The following is an 18,917-nucleotide window of genomic DNA, read 5'->3' as shown; positions in this document are numbered from 1 at the left end:
CCTACTCACCCCATTCGGGAACCATTGAAATGGCCTTTACGGGGCACTCGTGCGCGCATAGACTACAGCCCTTGCAGTAATCGTAGTTGATGCTCATTTTCTCGCCATCCCATATAATAGCCATGTCTGGGCAGAACAGCCAGCATATCATGCACTTAGTGCACTTCTTCTCATCTATTACTGGTCTGAGCGCCCTCCAGTCACCTGTTTTAACGTCCGTTGACAGTCTAAACGCCACTCCACCTATTGGTATTTCACGCCAAGTCCTCGGAGAGCTCATAACTACATCACCACAGCCTCCTCTAAGGCCTTCTTAACCAGTACAATGTTCCTCTCTGCTACCGGTCCACTAAACCTCTCCCTTATAGCCTTTTCAACGCTCTCGAGCTTGATTATACCGAGCTTTATTAGGCCGGAAAGCATGGCAGTGTTGGTCACCTTCGCCTTTAGAACCTCTAGGGCTAGTTTGGAGGCAGGTATTAGCACTAGCTTGTAATCTCCGCGCTTAATGCCTAGGCTATCTAGCACTCTTTGAACATCTCCTGTGTAGTTCGAAACTACTATGCCGTTGCCTTTCAAGCCGCTAAGTAGACCAGGTGAGAGTAGCGTGTAATCCAGTACAACCACTATGTCGGGCTCGTAGATCATGCTGTGTATTTCAATAGGCTCGTCGCTGATCCTCGTGAACGACATTATGGGGGCGCCAGATCTCTCCGGCCCGAACGCGGGAAAGCTCTGAACAAACTTACCTTCGTAAGATGCAGCCATGGCAGTTAAGTTGCTGGCAGTCCAACCGCCTTGACCCCCCCTGCTATGCCACCTAATTTCGATCATCAAGAGTCTCACACCCCTAGGGATTAATAACGAGTAAGGCTTATAAGCAGTAATCCTGGGAGTGCTGTTAGTCATGCTTTTATAATCCCTGCTTCTACTTATTAAAACTCGGCAGTTCCCAGTACGATGAGCCGAGGTTGAGGTGATTGATTATTGCCGTATTCGGATGCCGAAATCCTGGCACCCAGTTCGGGACTCCTCATTCAAAGGTCTAACAACAAGTTTAGGGTTAACGTTATTGTCGACAGGTGCAAGGAGTGCGGTATTTGTATAGCGCTGTGCCCCACCAGAGTGCTCGTGAAATCCAACACGCTGTTCAACAGGTACGGTTTTCGCCCGCCCGAACCGCTCTACATCGAGAAATGCATTGGATGTAGGCTCTGCGAATACAGCTGTCCCGACTTCGCCTTATTCGTAGAAAAGGTGAGTAGTGGTTGAAGAGGATCTTTGCTTCGGGGAACATGGCCGTAGCCGAAGGGGCCATAACGGCGGGCTTAAAATTCTTTGCAGGCTACCCCATTACTCCAAGCTCGGAGATATTTGAATACCTCGCAGAGAAACTGCCTAAGCTGGGAGGCATTGTTTTGCAGATGGAAGACGAAATAGCATCGATAAACGCGATCATAGGGGCTTCGTGGGCCGGGGCCAAGTCCATGACGGCCACCTCGGGGCCGGGTCTCTCGTTAATGGCGGAGGGCATTGGACTAGCAGTAATGCTCGAAACACCCATCGTCGTAGTCAACGTCATGAGGGCTGGTCCTAGTACGGGCGTGCCCACGAAGACCTCGCAATCCGATGTACTGCAGGCGAGGTGGTTATCACACGGAGACTACATAATCCCCTGCTACGCTCCATGGAACGTGCAAGAAGCATACGACCTGACAATAAAGGCATTCAACACAGCTGAGATCCTGAGAACACCAGTAATGGTCTTGATGGACCAGGTAATAGCGCACATGTGGGAGCCCCTCACGATATACGAGCCCGGAGAAGTCGAAATAGCCAGTAGGAAAACACCCCCACCTGGATTAGTGCCGTACCCGTACGGGCCGAGCGATGACCTGGTGCCTCCAATGCCTGTGTTCGGGCGAGGACACAAGGTGATAGCGGAGTCGCTTACGCACGACGAACGAGGATATTACGCTCCCCGCAACGAGGACTACAGGGCGCTGATCAAGAGGCTGATACTTAAGGTGCTGAAGAGGCTAGACTACATATATGAGCATGAGACCAGGCTCTGCGAAGACGCTGAAGTACTTTTGGTGTCGTATGGTTCAACTGCGAGAACGGTGAACGTCGTTACAAGAGAGCTTAGAAGGCAGGGCGTAAACGCCGGTTTCTTAAGGCTAAAGACCTTGTGGCCTTTAGACGAGGAGAAAATTAGGAGGAGTTGTAGCGCCAAGAAGGTCATAGTGGTCGAGAATAATGCCGGCAAGGTATTCATGGACATCGACAGGGTCTTTAAAGACAGGGAAGTGTACCCTGCCCCCGTCCTGAGCTTAGAGCTCCCTACACCTAAAGAAGTACTGGAAGCGGTGAAAGCATGGCTGTAACAACGCACATACACCCGCTTGACAAATACCTGAGAGTAGAGAGGCTACCCACGATCTACTGTCCGGGTTGCGGAATAGGCATCGCCATAGGTGCAATAGTGAGAGCCCTGGACAGGAGAATCGGGGAGGGCGTAGTAGACCTGGATAAGGTGATCTGGGTTACCGGTATAGGGTGCTCTGCTAGAACGGTCTTCTACCCCAAAGTGGATGGAGCACATGTACTGCACGGCCGTGCAATCCCGTTCGCCCTCGGTGCCGTGCTCGCGAACCCTGAATTAATGGCAATAGTCGTAGGAGGGGACGGTGACATTGCGGGGATCGGTGGAAACCACCTAATCCACGCAGCCAGAAGAAATGCCGACATGATTGTGGTCATGATCACCAACTTTGTGTACGCCATGACGGGAGGGCAGGTTGCGCCCACAACACCAAAAGGAGTTAGAACCACTACCACTCCGTATGGAAATCCCGAATACCCGATGAACACCATTAAGCTCGTGGCATCGTTAAACGCCAATTATGTTGCGAGGGCAAGCGTAACTACACCGCACTACATAGAGCAGTTCTTCTACAAAGCCCTAGGCATGAAGGGGTTTAGGTTTATTGAAGTCGTCTCTACGTGCCCTGAAATCTACGGGAGGCACATTGGATTGAGAGATCCCCTTGAAATGTTCTTGGAGCTTAAAAAGCGCGTAAAGTACAAACCGAAACCCGCTATCGAGGAAGCCGAAATAGACTGGGAAAAGGGTATCATCGTAGGTGAGTTCATTGAAAGGAACAACCCCTCTTTACTAGATATTATTAGAGGTGTTGGTAAGTGAAGCAAGAAATACTAGTTGTAGGTAGGGGTGGGCAGGGAGTACTTTTACTCGGAAGAATACTAGGTCTAGCCGCGACCAAGTATGCCGGCCTCTACGCCGTTGTAACGGAAAGCTACTCTGCCGAAACACGGGGTGGCGAAAGCAGGTCAGACATAATCATAGCGTCATCCATTGATGAGATAGAGTACAATAAAGTACTAAACCCCAACATAGCGGTCTTCATGTTCCCATTCTACGTAGAGAGGTACAAAGCAACGATGATCAAGCCGCACACTCTAATCATAGTTGACGAGGACTTCGTTAACCCGGACTTTTTTAAAGGCTATAGGGTTGCTTCTGCGAAGTTCAGCGGCATAGCAGAAAAAGTTACGGGAACGCGGCGCGTAGCGAACATGGTTATCCTGGGCAAACTTCTGAGAGAGATCGGTGTAATAGGTATCGAACACGTGAAAGCAGCTATATCGGAACTGGTATCACCGCGATGGCTTGATGCAAACTTTAAAGCCCTCGAAGCAGGGTACAACATGGCCTAGCGAAGTGCTAGCTCCTGGCTTTTTATCTTTAAAAGGCTCTTTGTACTCCATCTTTTGTAGTAGGGCCGGTAGCTCAGCTGGAAGAGCGCCGCCCTCGCACGGCGGAGGTCCCGGGTTCAAATCCCGGCCGGTCCACTACATAAAGGATGTGCTTTCCTTTCCCCTGGTACTGGGTTGTATTACTGGAAACCACTCGTTAAACCCCGAAACTATCGCGAGGTACGTGTTGAGGAACCTCGTCAGTAACCTCATGAAATAGGGTTTGCCGTACTTCACTATCTCCTCTTCGAATACCTCCACGTTTATCGTTATGGACTGGGGATCAACAATGCTCGGTTGAACAGCTATTTTACAGTCTATGCACACGGCTAACGCCTTGGACAGTATGGAGTGCATCGCCCTAACTCTCTCGGTGGGTTTAGATCTCTCCAGTTCACTCCTGTGCTCTGGAGATATAGCGATGCCCATCGCCAAGATCACCCTATCCTGCCTATCAGCGGGAGATAGCACACTAAACCGTACGCCGGGAGCTCCCGGTGTGGATACACCAATACTCCACGCGACCCTAGCTTCGGGAGGGGCGTCTAGCTTCGAGATCGCGAAGGCTTCCTCGATGAGCCACTTGGTAATTAAGTCTCTCAGAGACACTTACCAACACCATTTACACTACTTTCATAAACACGTTTAAATAGCGGTGACCGGGTAGCCGCTACTCGTACTTTAACGCCACGGCTGGCGGGATTCTCATCGCTCTATATGCTGGGAATAGAGCACCTAGAATGCCTACGACCGTTGTCATTATGGCGCTTCTAGCTACTAGGTCTGCCGTGAATCTGGGCTCAGCCCTAATCTCCCACAGTTCGCCTATCCTAAGACTACCAGAGCCTGCTAGTAGCCTGGCCCCAAGTATTCCCAGAATGGAGCCCATTACGTAACCTATAATGCTTATTAAGACGCCTTCTGCTAGTATTAGTACAAGTACCTGCTTGTCTCGGAACCCAATGGCCTTCATGACACCTATTTCCCTGGTCCTCTCCATCACGCTCGTGATCATGGAGGCCGCCACGCCGGCTACCGCCACGGCAAATGATGATGTCGTAGCCGCGAAAACAACGAAATCCACTGTCGCTACAACGTTTGAAACCGTCTTGGCTATTGCAATGAACGATATTACGTCGACGTTGTTTCCATAAGTGCTCTTGATCCCGTTCACGACAGCGTCGACGAGTTCCGGTGAAGCGGCTAAGACTAGTATACCACTCCACTCCTTCACGCCGAGCGCTTTTTCCACCGTCTCTATGGGGATAAACGCACCGGTATCTGGGTTAAGAAATACTGCTCCACCAAACCTATCTAGCACGCCCGTTACCACCACATTTAAACGCCTCACCTCCACCCTGCCTCTTTCACCTACTTTATAAACGGTCATTGACAGCACATCACCCAGATCGTACCGCTTCTCGTCGTTATCGTCATACGCTACACTGTACCCGACAAGTGCGTGGCTCAGCTCTGCGGATGAAGGGGCACGCCCTTCGCGGATACTAAGACTCGATATCGCCTTAAGCACGAATTCCGGGTTTACGCCGTAGATGTATATGGTCTTGCGTTCGCCGCGCACAAGTAATTCCCCCTGAGTTGTGTAGAATGGCGTCACGTCCACTACACCGGGTATTTTTGAAATATAATCCACGTCGTCCCGGGTCAGTCTATACCCTGTTCTAGGAGTTACTACTACCAGGTTCTGTCCGAGACCAGTTATGGACGATACTATGTAATCCCCGTACCCCGTGACAATGCTGCCGATCATCAGCAGGGCCATGGGGCCTATCGCTACGCCTATTATCGTTAATGCCGCGCGCAGTTTTCTCTCGGTAAGGGTCTTTATGCTTAGTTTCAAAATATCACTTAACCTCATTGTACACCCCCTGCTTCGTCGTCCGCTTCACGTGCCTGTAGATTATGTAGATCGCCCCTCCGAGAAACGCGGCAACTAATGCTACCACGGCAAGCCTGAACACGTCTACTTGAGGTTGTTGCACTGGTGGTGCTGTCTCGGTTTTCTCGGGCACGAACATGACTCCTATCGTTTTCTCTAACGTGTATTCAGAGCCATACTCATCGCGGTATTTTACTACGAGGGTGCAGTTATCGCCATTATATGGTGCCTGCACTTCTATTCTGAACGGTGTTTGAGATGCGGGGTCTACGTCTCCTAGAATGTTAATGGCCTCTACGTCACCGTACCTTAAATACACGACAACACTACGCGCACCAGAAATGCCCGTGTTAGCTATTATGCCGTTCACCGATAGCGTATTCTTCGAATACCTCGCAAAGGTGCCCGGCATTATGGTCAGCTCTATGAACGGCGCGATCATCGCTGCGAGCGTCGTGTTCATCGTGTGAAGCCCACCCGTTATATCCATGTATATCAACGTAGCTGTAAAAACTGCGGAGGACATGGTCATGGGTACTGATCCTACAGTTATCTGCACGGGGTTGTATACTAGCTCGTACCTTAATACCACGTTAGAGTATGCCTCTAATTTTTCAACGTACTTAACGGCACCTTGAGGAATGACGTTACCGGAGGCAGGCATTAGTGCTACGTACAAGTTACTTATAGGCGCGTTGTACCTGTTCTCCACGATAACATCCAGTATAGCTGTCCCGTTCCTAAACACCGCGAGCGGGGTTGCTGGGTATATTTCCACTAGTGGAGGGGCCGAGAGCATTTTCACTGTGAAATTAGCCGCTACGCTGTACTCGCCGTCCCAGTGATCGATGAACGTGATGGTGTAGGGTACCGTAAACTCCGTTACGCCAACTTTTTCAATGTTTAATGAGACCACGTAAAGTATGAAATCGCCTTTACCAGTACTCTGTGCCACCGGCTGTTGCGATAAGTATTGGGATATTAATTGAGCGACATTGCCCGGAGCTCCCTGCAGTAGGAGGTATGCTTGTTGAGCTGTAAGCCTATACGCAGGTAGCGCTACGGCTAAGGAGCTGTTAGTCTTAGACTCGACAATGCCTTGGGGTAGGTGTAGCTTTAGCACAGGATTGCTTATTCGTGGAAATGCGTTATTGCGGAACACGATGTAGTATTGTGCACCGTATACAGGCGGGCTTGGAGGGGTGTTTAGCCACCCGGACATGAGGTATTCTATGCTGTTTTCGTCGCTTTCAACGAGTAAACGTATTGACTGGCTTACCCTCTTCCTCGTACCTCCACCACCTGTCTGCAGGTAGTAATCCATTTCAATCGTGGCTGGGTGTGAGCCGACGGCACAGTTGTCTAGGTCCAAGGTAAAGGAAACCGTAGTAGTCTGTAGCGTTGCCAGCGGACCTGCGATGTACGCTGACCCTGACGAACCTCTCCCCATGTTCATGCATGGAGGAGTCTTCATGTAGACCCATATCGAGTACACCGTATAAGGTTCGAGGTTGGCGAGCGTTATCGATACCACTGCCCCCCTTGTCCTAGGAAACACCGGGTTGTTATTCAACCAGCCATAATCAGCTATCACGAGGCCGGCGCCCGCGGCGTACTCGGGTAGTAGTATAGTTGCTGTTAGAGGCTGCGTGAACACGGTGTTCGTTCCAAGCCCTTGAACGGTGTAATTAACTACGAAGCTGATGGATTTTAAGCCGCTCACGCTACTGGAGAGGTTCAAGTAGAACACGGCGACGCAGGTACTACCGGGTGGTACCTGAACACCGCACTGCGCGGCGCCGTTTAGTACCTCTACATCGCCCGGTGAAATCCCGTCAATAAACACTAACACGTTATATGCCGGCACGGTGCCCCTATTCTGGAGCACAACTGTGAGTGGTGCTCTCGCATTACCCGGGTATACGTATTGAGGCGTTCCCTCGCCCCAGAATATATCAGCTACGCTGATGACCGGTAATACCAGCTCTAGCTTCGAAGGATCGGCTATGGTCGTCGTGGTGTTGCGTGCAATCCTGACGTACTTGAACGAGCCATCTCTAGCCCTTAAAACACCGCTAATGCTTACTGTTAGCTCGTATACGCCAGGCTTCACGGTACTCGGTATGATGATATCAGTGAACCTCACCTCCACGAGGGAGCCCGGGCTAAAGGCGACGTTGTAGGTTACTAGCCTATCCGGGTAGAGTACACCACCGGGTGCTGTTACTTCTACTGTAGCATCCGCCACGCTGAAATCACTTTCGTTGTTTAGTAACGTGAGTACTAGAGTATTGCCCGTTGAACCGGGATACGCGTAACCGTCAGCCCAGGCCGCCCTCTCAACTAAGACGTCGATGTCCCTTTCTTCGAGTTTAACAATTACTAGTAGGTTCGTTGATATGGCATACTCCGCTCCATCGTGCAGAACGGAACCGTAAATGGTTATGTTCACTTTAATGCACATAGCACCGTCCACCGTGTCAATGCCGCTATACGTTATCCACGCGGATTCCAGGTAGTTTAGTGCAATATTGTGAGCGTACGTGGCGATGGCAGACCCGTTTACCGTTAAAGCGTTTTCAAACACTGCCACCGAGTACGTGATCCGGAGCGTGCCCGGTTCTTCCGATCTTACCAGTATTCTCAAACCAGTGTTCTTGAATCCAGGTAAACTAGAACCAGACGTCAACTCGTAGCCTACAACGCGTATTTTAACGTCAGCCCGGTCTTCGATCACTACCGTGGCGCGACGCGTAAGACTGATATATCTGAACGAGTTATCTCTAGCTCTCAGGATTCCTGTAATGTTAATTATGACTTCGTACGCGCCGGGCATTACGCTACTCGGTATAGCTATATCGTTGAATGAGAGCTCTACGAGTGAACCCGGATTGAATACAACGTTGTATACCGTCAGCCTATCTGGGTAAAGGGCGTCTTTAGGCGCTACTAAGTCCACCACGGCATCGGTAATGCTTAAGCCCACTTCACTATTCAATATGGTGACCATGAGGGAGTTGCCAGCGGAGCCCGGATGTGCGTAGCCAAGCCTCCATACCACCCGTTCTACTTTGATGTCGAGATCCCTGTAGTGTAGGGGGACCACGATTACAAGGTTCACGAGGGCTGGGTATCTCACCCCTTCGCGTAGTACCGATCCGTGGATCGTTATGTTGGCTTTTACGTACGTGGCGTTGTCCATTACGTTGATGCCACTATACGTTATCCAGGTTGACTCTAAGTAATCCAATAATGTCTCGTGCGTGTAGGTGGCGGTGAGAGAATCGTTACCAGTTACAGCGTTTTCGAGCACCAAGTACGAGTAAGATAGCTCGAGCGTGCCCGGTTCTTCCGATCTTACCAGTATTCTCAAACCAGTGTTCTTGAATCCAGGTAAACTAGAACCAGACGTCAACTCGTAGTCTAGTATACTTATCTTCATTCCAGGCAGGTCTTCGAGCGCGAACGTTACATTGTAGTAGCGCTCATCAGTGTAAAGCACTCCATCATCCGTTACTAGTTGAGCACTGATGTAGAGGACGCCGCCATATGTAGAGTTAGCGCTTGCAGAGGGGCTTATACATGTAGCTCCCAGGTTTAAGTATACCTCTCCTCCCGGGTCTATGCTGCCGACGTAGGTGTAATTTAGCTTGCTTGGATCGGCGAGCTCGCCGGGCATTTCGAGCACGAGCCTCATATTTACGATGGCGGTAGGGCCGCCGTTCTCTACGCCGGTAACCACGTACACAGGGCATGCTCCCGGATAGCTGTATGGTGTAAAGTAGGTGTCTTTTACCGTTACATTTAGTGATGGGTACGGTGAGACTTCGAGGTTCAAGTAAAGTAGCTCCCAGACCAGTTTGTTGCTACTAACATTGTAGTATGATACATTTAAAGCTGCATAATAACGGCCAGGACTCACAGTTTTCTCTACGTTCAATGTATAAGTGAAATACGTGGTATTTCCGGGTTTAACTACGTGTAGGGCATCTCCATCGGCATCCCTGCCAGCGGAGCACGCTGGCCCTACCACCTGAAACCCCCAATGAAGGGGTACGATGCAGGCTGTCGGGTTTAATGCGTCTTCGTTACCTACATATCTCAGTGTGATGATTAGCCTCGTATTGCGGCTTCCGGGGTAAACACTACCGCCTGCAGACGACTTAAACGAGTACCCCTCTAATACCCAGTTACTACCTTCAGCGGTAGTAATGGGCGACGTGTAAATGAGCGCTTGAACCAGCACTACTACGAGCAGTAAGGTGCCTTTAAGCCTCCTTTCCATTTAAGAGCACCTCAAACCCTATTCAATATGCACTCAGGCTTTATGGGGTTTTTAACGCCAGCTATTGTACCATCCCGCAACACGTAGATCTTCTCCGTACAATTCGCTATTTCGGGGTCGTGGGTCACCACGATCACTGTAAGGCTCTCCTTGTTGAGCTTTAAGAACGTATCTACTATCACCTTCGCGGAGGCCCTGTCCAGGTTTCCCGTGGGCTCGTCTGCTAGTATAATGTCCGGGCTACCTACGATCGCCCTGGCAATGGCAACTCTTTGTTGCTGGCCGCCACTTAGCTGGCTTGGCCTTTTGTTAAGCCAGGAGGAATCACCGCCAACCATCTGTAGTGCTTTAACGACCATTTCCCGCCTAGAGGCTGGTGGTATACCACGTGGTATCAAAGGAAGCTCGATGTTCTCATACACCGTTAACCTATTTATTAAGTTGAACTGCTGAAATACGAATCCGATTTTCCTGTTACGGAAGTCCGCGACCTTGTGCTCGGGCATGCTTGAGGTGTCTACACCATCAATGTAAACCTTGCCCCTGGTCGGCTTATCGAGCATGCCAATCATGTTTAACAATGTTGTCTTGCCCGAACCACTGGGACCCATGATCGATACCATCTCGCCTCTGAGTACTTCTAGGTTCACTCCGCGAAGAGCAAAGAATTCTATGTTGCCCACTTTGTACACCTTCCACACGTCTACTAGCTTAACCACCTCCATTTTCAACCCCTTAAGCATCCCTACTAGGGATGAAACATCCTCCCATTCCATGCTGCATAGGATAAATTCCCCGTAATAGGTTTTAGTTTAACGGGGTGGGTGTTTATGAGCGATGAATTACCCGACACGATCAGGTTTAAGCTCTACAAGAAGGTGCTTTCACATGTTATAATGCACCAGAAGCAACAAGACTCACAACAAGAAGACCCCGAGAAGCTCGTTTACTCGAAGCTCTTAGACGATAGAGCTGTCGAGCTCTTAGAAAAGCTTAAGTTGAAATACCCTGATGTGTATAAAGTCCTAGTAAACGAGCTCTACAGGGCTATAAGGAGCGGCCTGGTATCGGGTATTGACGGGTACACGGTGCAAGGCATCATAAACGCACTAGGGCTGAACGTGAGGCCCGAGCTCAGGATAAAATTCGTTAAGCATGGAAAAGAAGTGGACTTGAAAGACTACCTGGGCTAATAGGATAGGTCTAGGAGTATGCCGTTTTCGAGCGTGTTTCGGAGTAAATGCAACGCTATAGCTGTGGCAGTCAAGTCCGCCACGGCGCCCGGGTTGATGCCTCTACTCACCAGTTCATAATCAAACTCCTTTACGGGGCTTCTCCAACCACTCTTTCGGGCAATCACGTCATTTAGTACTCTTAGGGCCTTCTCCGAAACCTCTTCTGCCGTGCTAATACCGTTTTTCAAGTAGACGACCGTGTCGCGGTTTCTCGAGAGGAGGTAGAGGTATGTTTCTACCACCGCTCTGTTAAAGTCCCTGTGCGCATTAAGCCTCTCCCGCATGAACTCCTCTGCGAGGAGCCCTTGTTCAAAGCCGTTTAAGGCCTCGCGGGCCACTATGTCGAGTTTTGAACTATACTTTAAAACGTCTACCAGTCTATGGCCCTTTTCTAGCAAGCGTTGCCTGTACGCCGGGTCCCAGACGTTCACGTAGATCCCAGTATGGTCGTCTGGCTTTAGGTAGCTTGGAGAAGCAGTTCTAACGGCCTTGTAGTAGTATATGGTGTCCCACACCGTGGTGGACTCCACGATCTTCTTGGAGACGCCTCCGAGCTCTCTAATTGTTCCTATAACATGCAGTGAGAGCGCTCCGAGGGAAACGCTCATTAGTGAAAGCAGTAGCGAAGACCCTAGGCAAGTGTTCGTCGAGTTCAATTTCTCGGTAACCTCCCTGACGAGCCCGTGCACGAGATCCCCAAGAACGGTTTTCCCGAATCCTCGGCGACCCCGCTTAACCCCCCGTTCGAAGTACTTTACGGCGAGAATACTCGTTGCTAGAAACGCCTCATACCTTAGACCCTTCCTATCGGAAGTTCTATGAACGTTTCCGGGCTTGGGATAGCCTGACGCCTCTAATGCTAGCGCAAGCGCCAGGGGCTCCGCGAGCTGCTTAATAGCGCATTGCTTCGAGCGCATGGATATCACTAGTTTAAAGCAAGCTTATCCGTGATTGCGCGTTCCTAGCACTGCTCAACCCATTCTCCACTTTCTTCTAAATATTATATTAGACCCGGTTAATATCCCAATAGCAGGTGCAAGCTTGACCGATTATAGGCTTAAAAATCTAGCAAGGCTGGTCGTTGAATACTGCGTTGATCTAAGAGAAGACGAGGAGGTAAGTATTGAGGGCACTGTGGAATCCATACCTTTCATAAGGGAAATCGTAAGGCAGGCTGTACAGCGCGGAGCTTACCCCCTTATAAGGATAGTTGACGAATCCGTTATAGAGGTCCTCTACAAGTACGCAAAACAGAACGTATTAACGCACGTTAGCAGTATTGAGAGGGAAATAGCCACGAAGGTGAACGCTTCTATAAGTATATACGCGCCAACCCATACTAAACCCCTCTCAGGGGTAGACCCCGAAAAGTTGAAGATCAGGAGTGCAGCTACGAGGGAGCTAGCAGAGATCTTCCTCAAGAGGAGTGCCAAGGGTGAGCTAAAGTGGGTAGTAGTCGCCTACCCTACAAGGGCTCTTGCACAAGAGGCGGGTATGGGCATTGAAGACTTCGAGGACTTCGTATATAAGGCAACATATAGTGACGTTGAAGACCCCGTTTCCACCTGGAAAGGGATTGGAGAGAGGCAGCAAAGAATAGCAAGCGCGCTCTCTAAGGTAAGGGAGCTAAGGCTCGAGGGCCCCGGCATGGGCCTTTACATGAGGGTCGACGGGAGAAAATGGATTAACGATGACGGGAAGGTCAACATGCCCGGAGGAGAGGTTTTCACTGCGCCGTTGGAAGAAAGCGTTGAAGGCTTCATAGAATTCGATTTTCCTGCTATATGGAGAGGCGTGGAGGTAGAGGGTATTAAGCTTACGTTTAAGAGGGGGGAAGTCGTCGAGATCAAGGCTTCTAGGAATGAAGAGTTCCTCAGAAAAATGCTGGAAGTTGATGAAGGGGCTAGAAGGGTTGGTGAATTCGCGTTCGGGCTTAACTACAACATAACGCGAATCACAAAAAACACCCTGTTCGACGAGAAAATAGGTGGTACAATACACGTTGCACTAGGCTCCGCCTACCCCGAAACAGGCGGTAAGAACGTTTCAGCGATACACTGGGACATGATCAAGAGTATGAAGGGTTGTAGGGTTTACGCTGATGGAGACCTGGTATACGAGAATGGAAGGTTCGTAAAAGAAGTTTTTTAGGTTCCTCGAAATCGCTTTACCTTACTCTATGTTTGCGTGACGTTCTTTCATCTCCTCTTCCGTAATTCCCAGCTTGTACATTAATTCGACTACTACACCGTCTAAGAATACCATTGTAGTTACTTCGAAAAGAGTTCCTAACGGCGCGAGAGGCTCATGGATGCCTCTAACCTGCCTAATTAAGTAGTCTTCCTCTAGAGCTAGCTTCGTTCTTCCAGGTATTCTCACGATGATATCAGCCAGCCTTGCTAATGGGCTGTCAGGGTAGCTCGTGAGCGCGATTATCCTCGCGCCGACGGCTTTCGCCGCCTCTGCTACTGCGACCACTGTCTTGGTTCTGCCCGAGCCTGAAACAGCTATTAGCACGTCTCCGGGATCCAGGGGGGGCATTATGGTTTCTCCCATCACATACACGTAGAAACCCAGGTGCATTAACCGCATTGCGAATGCTCTCGCCACTAACCCGCTTCTACCTGCTCCTACGACAAAAACGCGCCTTTTTTCCTTAAGGGCTGTTAGGAGCGTTTCTAACATGTTGTTTTTTTCAGTATCGCTAATCAGCTCCGCCGCCTTATACACGTAATCTAAGATCTCTACCATAGCATCTCTCGTTAAACCCGAAACCAATACAATCCCGTGAGAAACATATGCCACAGGGATTTTAAATAACTTAAATGCGAAGTAACGTGACATAAGAGCGGGGAAAACTATTTTAGTGGCTTATACTCATAATGTTTTAACGCCCCGCCCCCTCACACCTCCCCGAGATCCCTTCATGGGAGGTGAAAATGAAGGAGGCCGGTCGGGCGGGGTACACCCCTAGGTCACCTAGGTGTAATTGTATTTGTCGAAGCTCAGAGTCTTACGGGACTTCGACCCCTGGAGATCACCTCTCTGCACGTGTCCCCTAAAGTACAGTTTACACCCCTATACTGGGTGTAGTCACCTATGTTTGTACTGCTATGCATCATCGTACATTGGTGTCAAGGAGAGCTACCCTAAGAATCGGTTCTTAGAAAACTTAGCAAGAGACCTAACGAGGATTAGACAAGGTACCCTCGTAGAGTTAAGTACTAGTAGTGATCCTTACCCCCCTATCGAGGAGAAGCTTGGTTTAACGCGTAGAACCTTGGAGCTCCTTTCAAGGCGAGGTGTAAAGATACTCATCACGACAAAATCAGACCTCGTCACCAGGGACGTAGACCTGCTGTTGAAAGCCTCCTCGGCTGTCATGATCACCATTACAACGCTCGACGAGAAGATAGCTAAGGCCATAGAGCCTGGTGCCCCCTCACCTCAAAAGAGGCTTAACGCTCTCCGTGAGCTGAGAAAACAGGGTATCCCGGTGGGCGTGAGGTTAGACCCGATAATACCATTTGTTAACGACGACTACTACGCGATCGAGGAGTTAGTAGGTAGGGTTGTAGAGGCGGGTGCAATGCACATTGTTACCTCGACTTACAAGGCGAGGTGGAGTACCCTGAAGAGAATTGCCGAAGGAATTCCCGAGGTAGCACGGAAGGTTTACAGGCTGTATGGCGAACTGGGCAGCCTAGTACACGGTTACTTGTATTTGCCTCGAAGCACTAGGAGGCTTCTTCTACAACTGGTTATTGAGCCCGCAAAGAAGTATAATCTTACCTATGCGACGTGTAGAGAAGGGCTTGGTTCCGGCTTCTTCAACGCTCCTACCTGTGATGGTTCCCATTTAATTGACCTCAGCCGTCAGGGTGCGATGTGAATTAAAAAGGCACTACATTACCATACTTCTGCATAGTGGTGCTAATTATGTGCTGTGGAGAGGTGCCTGAAAAACTAGCAGAGTACACATCGAAATGCCCTCTTTGCGGTTACGAATTACGTGTTCTGGACTACAAGTACAGTATTGCATACTACGGCGATGTAATCATATCTACCGCGGAATGCCCTTCTTGCGGGTTCAAGCATAGGGATGTCCTGGTCCTAGGTAAGAGCAATCCGAGGAAGATAGTATACAGGGTCGAGGAACCAGGAGATGAAAACGCCCTACTAGTAAAAAGCTCTACCTGTAAAATTGAAATTCCAGAGCTAGGTCTCACCGTAGAACCGGGCATAAGCTCTCAAGGTTACATTACGACCATAGAGGGCCTTATACTAGACTTCATCTATGCATTAAACTACCTCTGCGAACAAGAAGACGCGCCAAGGGACAAGTGTAGTGAACTATCATCTCTATTGGGGAAGGCTAAAAATGCCGAGGTGAAATACACGGTTATTGTTTACGATAGTCTCGGGGTCTGCGACATTATCGGCAAGAAAGAGCCAGCTTACGAAGAGCTAAATGTTTAATGACATATTAAATCTACTAATTTCACTGCATAAACTAATTACCGATTATAGGGCAAGTTACGCTACCTCAAGGAGGCTGCATCGCCCCGTTTCGACGATCTAACGCTTTTATACAAAACGAATGTAATATCTCCAGCTTAATGGTAGCTATTAGTTCAATGTAATGCTACACTTTTCAATGACACCTAATAATAATCTACATATGAGATTATTTTTCGCGCTACGCGATCCAACTTTGAATACGGCTTCTTCATAATATTAATATTATTTACTTTTACATTATTTTTTATATTAAAGTGTGCACGTGGATAAGGTGTAAGCAAAAAATTAAGCTTAAAAGCACAGGTAGTAAAGAATAATGTTGAATAATGGGTGAAGGACATGCCCGAGAAACTAAAGTTCTTCGACCTAAAGGCAAAGCAGTACTTTGAAACAGACAAGTACGAGGTCGTAGTGAAGGAGACGAAGAGAGGCAAAATAAAGATTGCCTTCGCGGTTAGTCCATACACTGGCAAGAAATTCGCCAGAATACTAGGGCCAGTTAAGGAGTAACGGTAAACGGGGACTACTAACTCTTCAATTAACACTCTTTTTAACTTTTACCTCGCATACCCGTTTCTAGTGCTCTACGTACCCGTGCATACCCTACTAGGTACTTCCTTTGAAAGGCCTTCTTTGAGGACAATTATCTTTTCTAGCGAGTCGATAAAGTAGTCTACTTCTTCTAGTGTGTTGTAGAGATAGTAACTCGCCCTCACAGAGCCTTTTAACCCCAGCCTGTAGTGTAGTGGATGTGCGCAGTGCATGCCCGACCTAACTGCTATACCGAACATGTCTAGGGCTGCTGCAACCGTGTGGTGATTTAAACCCTTGATATTAAATGATACCACTCCGGTTTTATCGCGGGGATTCCTGGGGCCATAGTATTCTATTTCACCGAGCAGCTCTTCGAACCTCTTAAACGTATACTTTATCAGCTCTACTTCGTGCTCTCTGACGTTCTCCATCCCTATGTGTGATAAGTACTTGACGGCTTCTGCAAGGCCTATGCCTTCTACGATGTTCGGAGTTCCAGCTTCAAACCTCCAGGGTAGGTCGTGCCAGACAATGCTGTCTAGCGTTACGTCCTTGATCGTATCACCACCCACTTTAAACGGCTTCATTTCTTCGAGGACGTCCTCCCTCCCCCAAAGTACCCCTATGCCCGTTGGGCCAAGCATTTTATGGCCACTAAAAGCCAAAAAGTCCACTCCGAGTTCGCGGACATTCGTAGGCACGTGGGGAACGCTTTGTGCACCATCAGCTACAACTATTGCACCCACTTCGTGCGCTAACTTAGCAATCCTCTTTGCATCGTTTATTGTTCCGAGAACGTTGCTCGCCACGGGGAATCCCACGATCCTGGTCCTCTCGGTTATGAGGTCCTCTAGCTGGTCGTATCTTAAGTAGCCGTCCTGCGTAATATCAACGTATTTTACCTTTGCCCGTTTTAGCTGCGCTATGAGCCTCCATGGTAACATGTTGCTGTGATGGTCCATTAAGGTTACAACCACCTCGTCGCCTTCTTTCAGGTTCCAAAGACCCCAGCCGTATGCAACCGTGTTAATGGCCTCGGTTGTATTGTTCACGAATATTACTTCGCGCCAAGAGTATGCATTAATGAACTTTGCAACCACTTCATGGGCTTCTTCATACGCTTGACTCGCCTCCTGGCTAAGCGTATGCAATCCCCGATGAACGTTAGCATAGTGGGTCTTAATGAACTCCTCCATGGCCTTGATGACATGTATTGGCTTTTGCGCTGAAGCGGCATTGTCAAAGTAAATCAGTTTCTTGCCGTTAATTGACCTTTCCAGTATCGGGAAGTCTTTCCTGACATCCTCGGGGTCAAACATAGAATACCAGCCTGGGGGTCCAAGAAATCTTTGTATACGAGGTCTAATTAACTCTTCAGGGACCGATAATTCCGGGAATCCTTGGATGTGGTGTAGCGTACGCGATGTGCTTTAAGCCCTGTAAGTACTTTACCAGCCTTTCTACTCCAAGACCCCAGCCGCAGGTTGGTCTTATCAACCCGGCTTCTAGTAGCTCCAAGAACCACCTGTACTTTTCCGGGCTTTCTCCATGCCTTTTAACTATGCTCTCTACTACGCGTTCATACGCGTACTCCCTACAACCGCCATCTAGCACTTCCCCGTGACCACTAGGCAGTAACAAGTTGTAATCGACATTGTATCCCGGCCTCTCCGGGTCTTCGATGTAATAGAAACCCCTACTCCTGCTCGGAAACCCCACGATCCAGACCGGTGAACCGTACTTGTTAGCGATGGCCGCTTCAGCTTCAAAGGTCAACTCCTGTCCTTGTCTTACATTGATACCCATTTTCAGCGCCTCTCTAATAGCTTCATCATATGTTAGCCTGGGGTAAGGCGGTGCTGAGACCTCAAGCTCTATTCTCTCAATTTCCCTATCACCAAGTAGTTCACCGTGCTTGTTCACAACGTGCTTTACAGTCTTGTACAAGGCCACCTCGCCGAGCCTTATGAGCTCGTCACTTGTTGAATCGGCGCACTCCACGTCTACTTGGGTGAACTCTACTAAGTGTCTGCCGGTAAACGCCATTTCAGGGGGCTCTAATCTCACGTTCTTCGCTACGTAGAAGACCTTGTCAAGTACGCTTGCGTATAGCTGTTTGTACATGATCACGCTACTCTGTAGTTCAAACGGCCTGCCATAAAGCTCTACCGCCACCTTGGAGGCCCCCCGTAACCCGGGATCACTAGCGTGCCCCAACACCACGGTAGGTAGCTCGACAAATCCCCGTTTGACCAGGAACGTCCTCATGTAGTTTACGACGTGGAAGTACGTCTTCACGGCTTTGAGGACTTCGGGTCGCCTTACGTAAATGTGGTGCCTTAGAGTGTATTCTAGGGGGTCTTCCGGAACGTGCTCGACGCATGCCAGGTCCTCGCGGATGGGCCTGTGAATAAGCTTGACGAACTCTATGCAAATCCCGTTAATGCCGATCTTACCTGTAATCTCCACTAGGCTACCACAAGGGAGAGAGGCTAGTAAATCGGAGTTACAAGTTACACGTATCCTAGCCGTGCCAGTGTCGTTCCAGAGGAGGATTTCGTTGTTATTTAAAGGTTTTATCCATGCCCTGATGCGGATTTTTTCGAGCAAGCCTAGCTCAGTTAGCCATTTACTACGCCTAGTTAAATAACATCTCCTAGCA

Annotated in this window: 19 protein-coding genes and 1 tRNA gene; 10 read left to right on the top strand and 10 right to left on the bottom strand. The window is 49.3% G+C overall.

Annotated elements, in window-relative coordinates; translation table 11 throughout:
* Nucleotide 1: 1 nt before the first annotated feature.
* Together QXU03_06180 and QXU03_06175 are read right to left on the bottom strand one after the other, a co-directional pair.
* Nucleotides 2–280 (bottom strand): 4Fe-4S binding protein, encoded by a 279-nt coding sequence (locus tag QXU03_06180; GenBank protein MEM2171320.1) that lies wholly within the window; start codon nucleotides 278–280, stop codon nucleotides 2–4.
* 2 nt (nucleotides 281–282) lie between these two features.
* Nucleotides 283–846 carry a 2-oxoacid:acceptor oxidoreductase family protein gene (locus tag QXU03_06175; protein MEM2171319.1) on the bottom strand — a complete coding sequence of 188 codons (564 nt, stop codon included), beginning with the start codon at nucleotides 844–846 and terminating at the stop codon, nucleotides 283–285.
* 141 nt (nucleotides 847–987) lie between these two features.
* Between QXU03_06175 and QXU03_06170 the strand changes: the two genes are divergently transcribed.
* The 5 genes from QXU03_06170 (at nucleotide 988) to QXU03_06150 (ending at nucleotide 3,876) form a co-directional block, all read left to right on the top strand.
* Entirely contained in the window at nucleotides 988–1,272 is a 285-nt protein-coding gene (locus QXU03_06170; GenBank protein MEM2171318.1) for a 4Fe-4S binding protein, read from the top strand.
* On the top strand, nucleotides 1,269–2,387 hold the full coding sequence (locus tag QXU03_06165) for a 2-oxoacid:acceptor oxidoreductase subunit alpha (protein MEM2171317.1): 1,119 nt from the start codon (nucleotides 1,269–1,271) through the stop codon (nucleotides 2,385–2,387). The genes QXU03_06170 and QXU03_06165 overlap by 4 nt, the downstream gene beginning before the upstream one ends.
* Nucleotides 2,378–3,208, top strand: coding sequence for a thiamine pyrophosphate-dependent enzyme (locus tag QXU03_06160; GenBank protein MEM2171316.1), 831 nt, complete (start codon nucleotides 2,378–2,380; stop codon nucleotides 3,206–3,208). The genes QXU03_06165 and QXU03_06160 overlap by 10 nt, the downstream gene beginning before the upstream one ends.
* The gene (locus QXU03_06155; protein MEM2171315.1) at nucleotides 3,205–3,741 is read left to right on the top strand and encodes a 2-oxoacid:acceptor oxidoreductase family protein; all 537 of its coding nucleotides are present in this window, start codon (nucleotides 3,205–3,207) and stop codon (nucleotides 3,739–3,741) included. The genes QXU03_06160 and QXU03_06155 overlap by 4 nt, the downstream gene beginning before the upstream one ends.
* 62 nt (nucleotides 3,742–3,803) lie before the next feature.
* Nucleotides 3,804–3,876: transfer RNA gene (locus tag QXU03_06150), tRNA-Ala, on the top strand.
* On the opposite strand, the gene QXU03_06145 is transcribed toward QXU03_06150, so the two are convergent.
* From QXU03_06145 to QXU03_06130, 4 genes are all read right to left on the bottom strand, one after another.
* Nucleotides 3,877–4,389 carry a DUF2299 family protein gene (locus QXU03_06145; protein ID MEM2171314.1) on the bottom strand — a complete coding sequence of 171 codons (513 nt, stop codon included), beginning with the start codon at nucleotides 4,387–4,389 and terminating at the stop codon, nucleotides 3,877–3,879. It abuts the tRNA gene before it with no gap.
* Nucleotides 4,390–4,450: 61 nt separating this feature from the next.
* Complete coding sequence (locus QXU03_06140; GenBank protein ID MEM2171313.1) at nucleotides 4,451–5,659, bottom strand: ABC transporter permease; 1,209 nt, start codon at nucleotides 5,657–5,659, stop codon at nucleotides 4,451–4,453.
* Nucleotides 5,646–9,965: a hypothetical protein gene (locus QXU03_06135; protein MEM2171312.1), complete on the bottom strand. Its 4,320-nt coding sequence runs from the start codon at nucleotides 9,963–9,965 to the stop codon at nucleotides 5,646–5,648. The genes QXU03_06140 and QXU03_06135 overlap by 14 nt, the downstream gene beginning before the upstream one ends.
* A gap of 11 nt (nucleotides 9,966–9,976) precedes the next feature.
* Entirely contained in the window at nucleotides 9,977–10,741 is a 765-nt protein-coding gene (locus tag QXU03_06130) for an ABC transporter ATP-binding protein (protein MEM2171311.1), read from the bottom strand.
* 54 nt (nucleotides 10,742–10,795) lie between these two features.
* On the opposite strand from QXU03_06130, the gene QXU03_06125 reads away from it, so the two are divergent.
* Nucleotides 10,796–11,158 carry a hypothetical protein gene (locus tag QXU03_06125; GenBank protein ID MEM2171310.1) on the top strand — a complete coding sequence of 121 codons (363 nt, stop codon included), beginning with the start codon at nucleotides 10,796–10,798 and terminating at the stop codon, nucleotides 11,156–11,158.
* Here the strand turns inward: QXU03_06125 and QXU03_06120 are convergent.
* Nucleotides 11,155–12,117: a triphosphoribosyl-dephospho-CoA synthase gene (locus QXU03_06120; GenBank protein MEM2171309.1), complete on the bottom strand. Its 963-nt coding sequence runs from the start codon at nucleotides 12,115–12,117 to the stop codon at nucleotides 11,155–11,157. The genes QXU03_06125 and QXU03_06120 overlap by 4 nt on opposite strands.
* Before the next feature lie 124 nt (nucleotides 12,118–12,241).
* Here QXU03_06120 and QXU03_06115 point away from each other — a divergent pair, with 124 nt between their 5' ends.
* Nucleotides 12,242–13,351: an aminopeptidase gene (locus tag QXU03_06115; GenBank protein MEM2171308.1), complete on the top strand. Its 1,110-nt coding sequence runs from the start codon at nucleotides 12,242–12,244 to the stop codon at nucleotides 13,349–13,351.
* Between the two features lie 21 nt (nucleotides 13,352–13,372).
* Here QXU03_06115 and hxlB read toward each other — a convergent pair whose 3' ends face one another.
* A complete protein-coding gene (gene hxlB / locus QXU03_06110; GenBank protein ID MEM2171307.1) occupies nucleotides 13,373–13,978 on the bottom strand; it encodes a 6-phospho-3-hexuloisomerase in 606 nt (201 codons plus the stop codon).
* A gap of 217 nt (nucleotides 13,979–14,195) precedes the next feature.
* On the opposite strand from hxlB, the gene QXU03_06105 reads away from it, so the two are divergent.
* The 3 genes from QXU03_06105 to QXU03_06095 all read left to right on the top strand — a co-directional run bounded on the left by QXU03_06105 (nucleotide 14,196) and on the right by QXU03_06095 (nucleotide 16,231).
* Nucleotides 14,196–15,092 (top strand): radical SAM protein, encoded by an 897-nt coding sequence (locus QXU03_06105; GenBank protein MEM2171306.1) that lies wholly within the window; start codon nucleotides 14,196–14,198, stop codon nucleotides 15,090–15,092.
* 47 nt (nucleotides 15,093–15,139) lie between these two features.
* Entirely contained in the window at nucleotides 15,140–15,679 is a 540-nt protein-coding gene (locus QXU03_06100; protein MEM2171305.1) for a ZPR1 zinc finger domain-containing protein, read from the top strand.
* A 381-nt stretch (nucleotides 15,680–16,060) separates the two neighbouring features.
* Nucleotides 16,061–16,231, top strand: a complete 171-nt coding sequence (locus tag QXU03_06095) for a hypothetical protein (GenBank protein MEM2171304.1) — start codon at nucleotides 16,061–16,063, stop codon at nucleotides 16,229–16,231.
* A 74-nt stretch (nucleotides 16,232–16,305) separates the two neighbouring features.
* Here the strand turns inward: QXU03_06095 and QXU03_06090 are convergent, their stop codons facing one another.
* Together QXU03_06090 and QXU03_06085 are read right to left on the bottom strand one after the other, a co-directional pair.
* Nucleotides 16,306–17,574 (bottom strand): cysteine desulfurase, encoded by a 1,269-nt coding sequence (locus tag QXU03_06090; GenBank protein ID MEM2171303.1) that lies wholly within the window; start codon nucleotides 17,572–17,574, stop codon nucleotides 16,306–16,308.
* A 55-nt stretch (nucleotides 17,575–17,629) separates the two neighbouring features.
* Nucleotides 17,630–18,865 (bottom strand): asparagine synthetase A, encoded by a 1,236-nt coding sequence (locus tag QXU03_06085; protein ID MEM2171302.1) that lies wholly within the window; start codon nucleotides 18,863–18,865, stop codon nucleotides 17,630–17,632.
* Nucleotides 18,866–18,917 lie beyond the last annotated feature (52 nt).

It is taken from the genome of Desulfurococcaceae archaeon (assembly GCA_038845865.1).
Taxonomy (GTDB): Archaea; Thermoproteota; Thermoprotei_A; order Sulfolobales; family Desulfurococcaceae; genus UBA285.
The sequence above is the reverse complement of the archived record's forward strand: the minus strand, read 5'-3'. Positions and strand labels throughout refer to the sequence as shown.

Bases quoted from the DNA above. Each gene is read 5' to 3' on its own strand.
- QXU03_06180 (MEM2171320.1), bottom strand. From the start codon at position 280: ATGAGCTCTCCGAGGACTTGGCGTGAAATACCAATAGGTGGAGTGGCG.
- QXU03_06160 (MEM2171316.1), top strand. From the start codon at position 2,378: ATGGCTGTAACAACGCACATACACCCGCTTGACAAATACCTGAGAGTA.
- QXU03_06140 (MEM2171313.1), bottom strand. From the start codon at position 5,659: ATGAGGTTAAGTGATATTTTGAAACTAAGCATAAAGACCCTTACCGAG.
- QXU03_06135 (MEM2171312.1), bottom strand. From the start codon at position 9,965: ATGGAAAGGAGGCTTAAAGGCACCTTACTGCTCGTAGTAGTGCTGGTT.
- QXU03_06130 (MEM2171311.1), bottom strand. From the start codon at position 10,741: ATGGAATGGGAGGATGTTTCATCCCTAGTAGGGATGCTTAAGGGGTTG.
- QXU03_06125 (MEM2171310.1), top strand. From the start codon at position 10,796: ATGAGCGATGAATTACCCGACACGATCAGGTTTAAGCTCTACAAGAAG.
- QXU03_06120 (MEM2171309.1), bottom strand. From the start codon at position 12,117: ATGCGCTCGAAGCAATGCGCTATTAAGCAGCTCGCGGAGCCCCTGGCG.
- QXU03_06100 (MEM2171305.1), top strand. From the start codon at position 15,140: ATGTGCTGTGGAGAGGTGCCTGAAAAACTAGCAGAGTACACATCGAAA.
- QXU03_06095 (MEM2171304.1), top strand. From the start codon at position 16,061: ATGCCCGAGAAACTAAAGTTCTTCGACCTAAAGGCAAAGCAGTACTTT.
- QXU03_06090 (MEM2171303.1), bottom strand. From the start codon at position 17,574: ATGTTTGACCCCGAGGATGTCAGGAAAGACTTCCCGATACTGGAAAGG.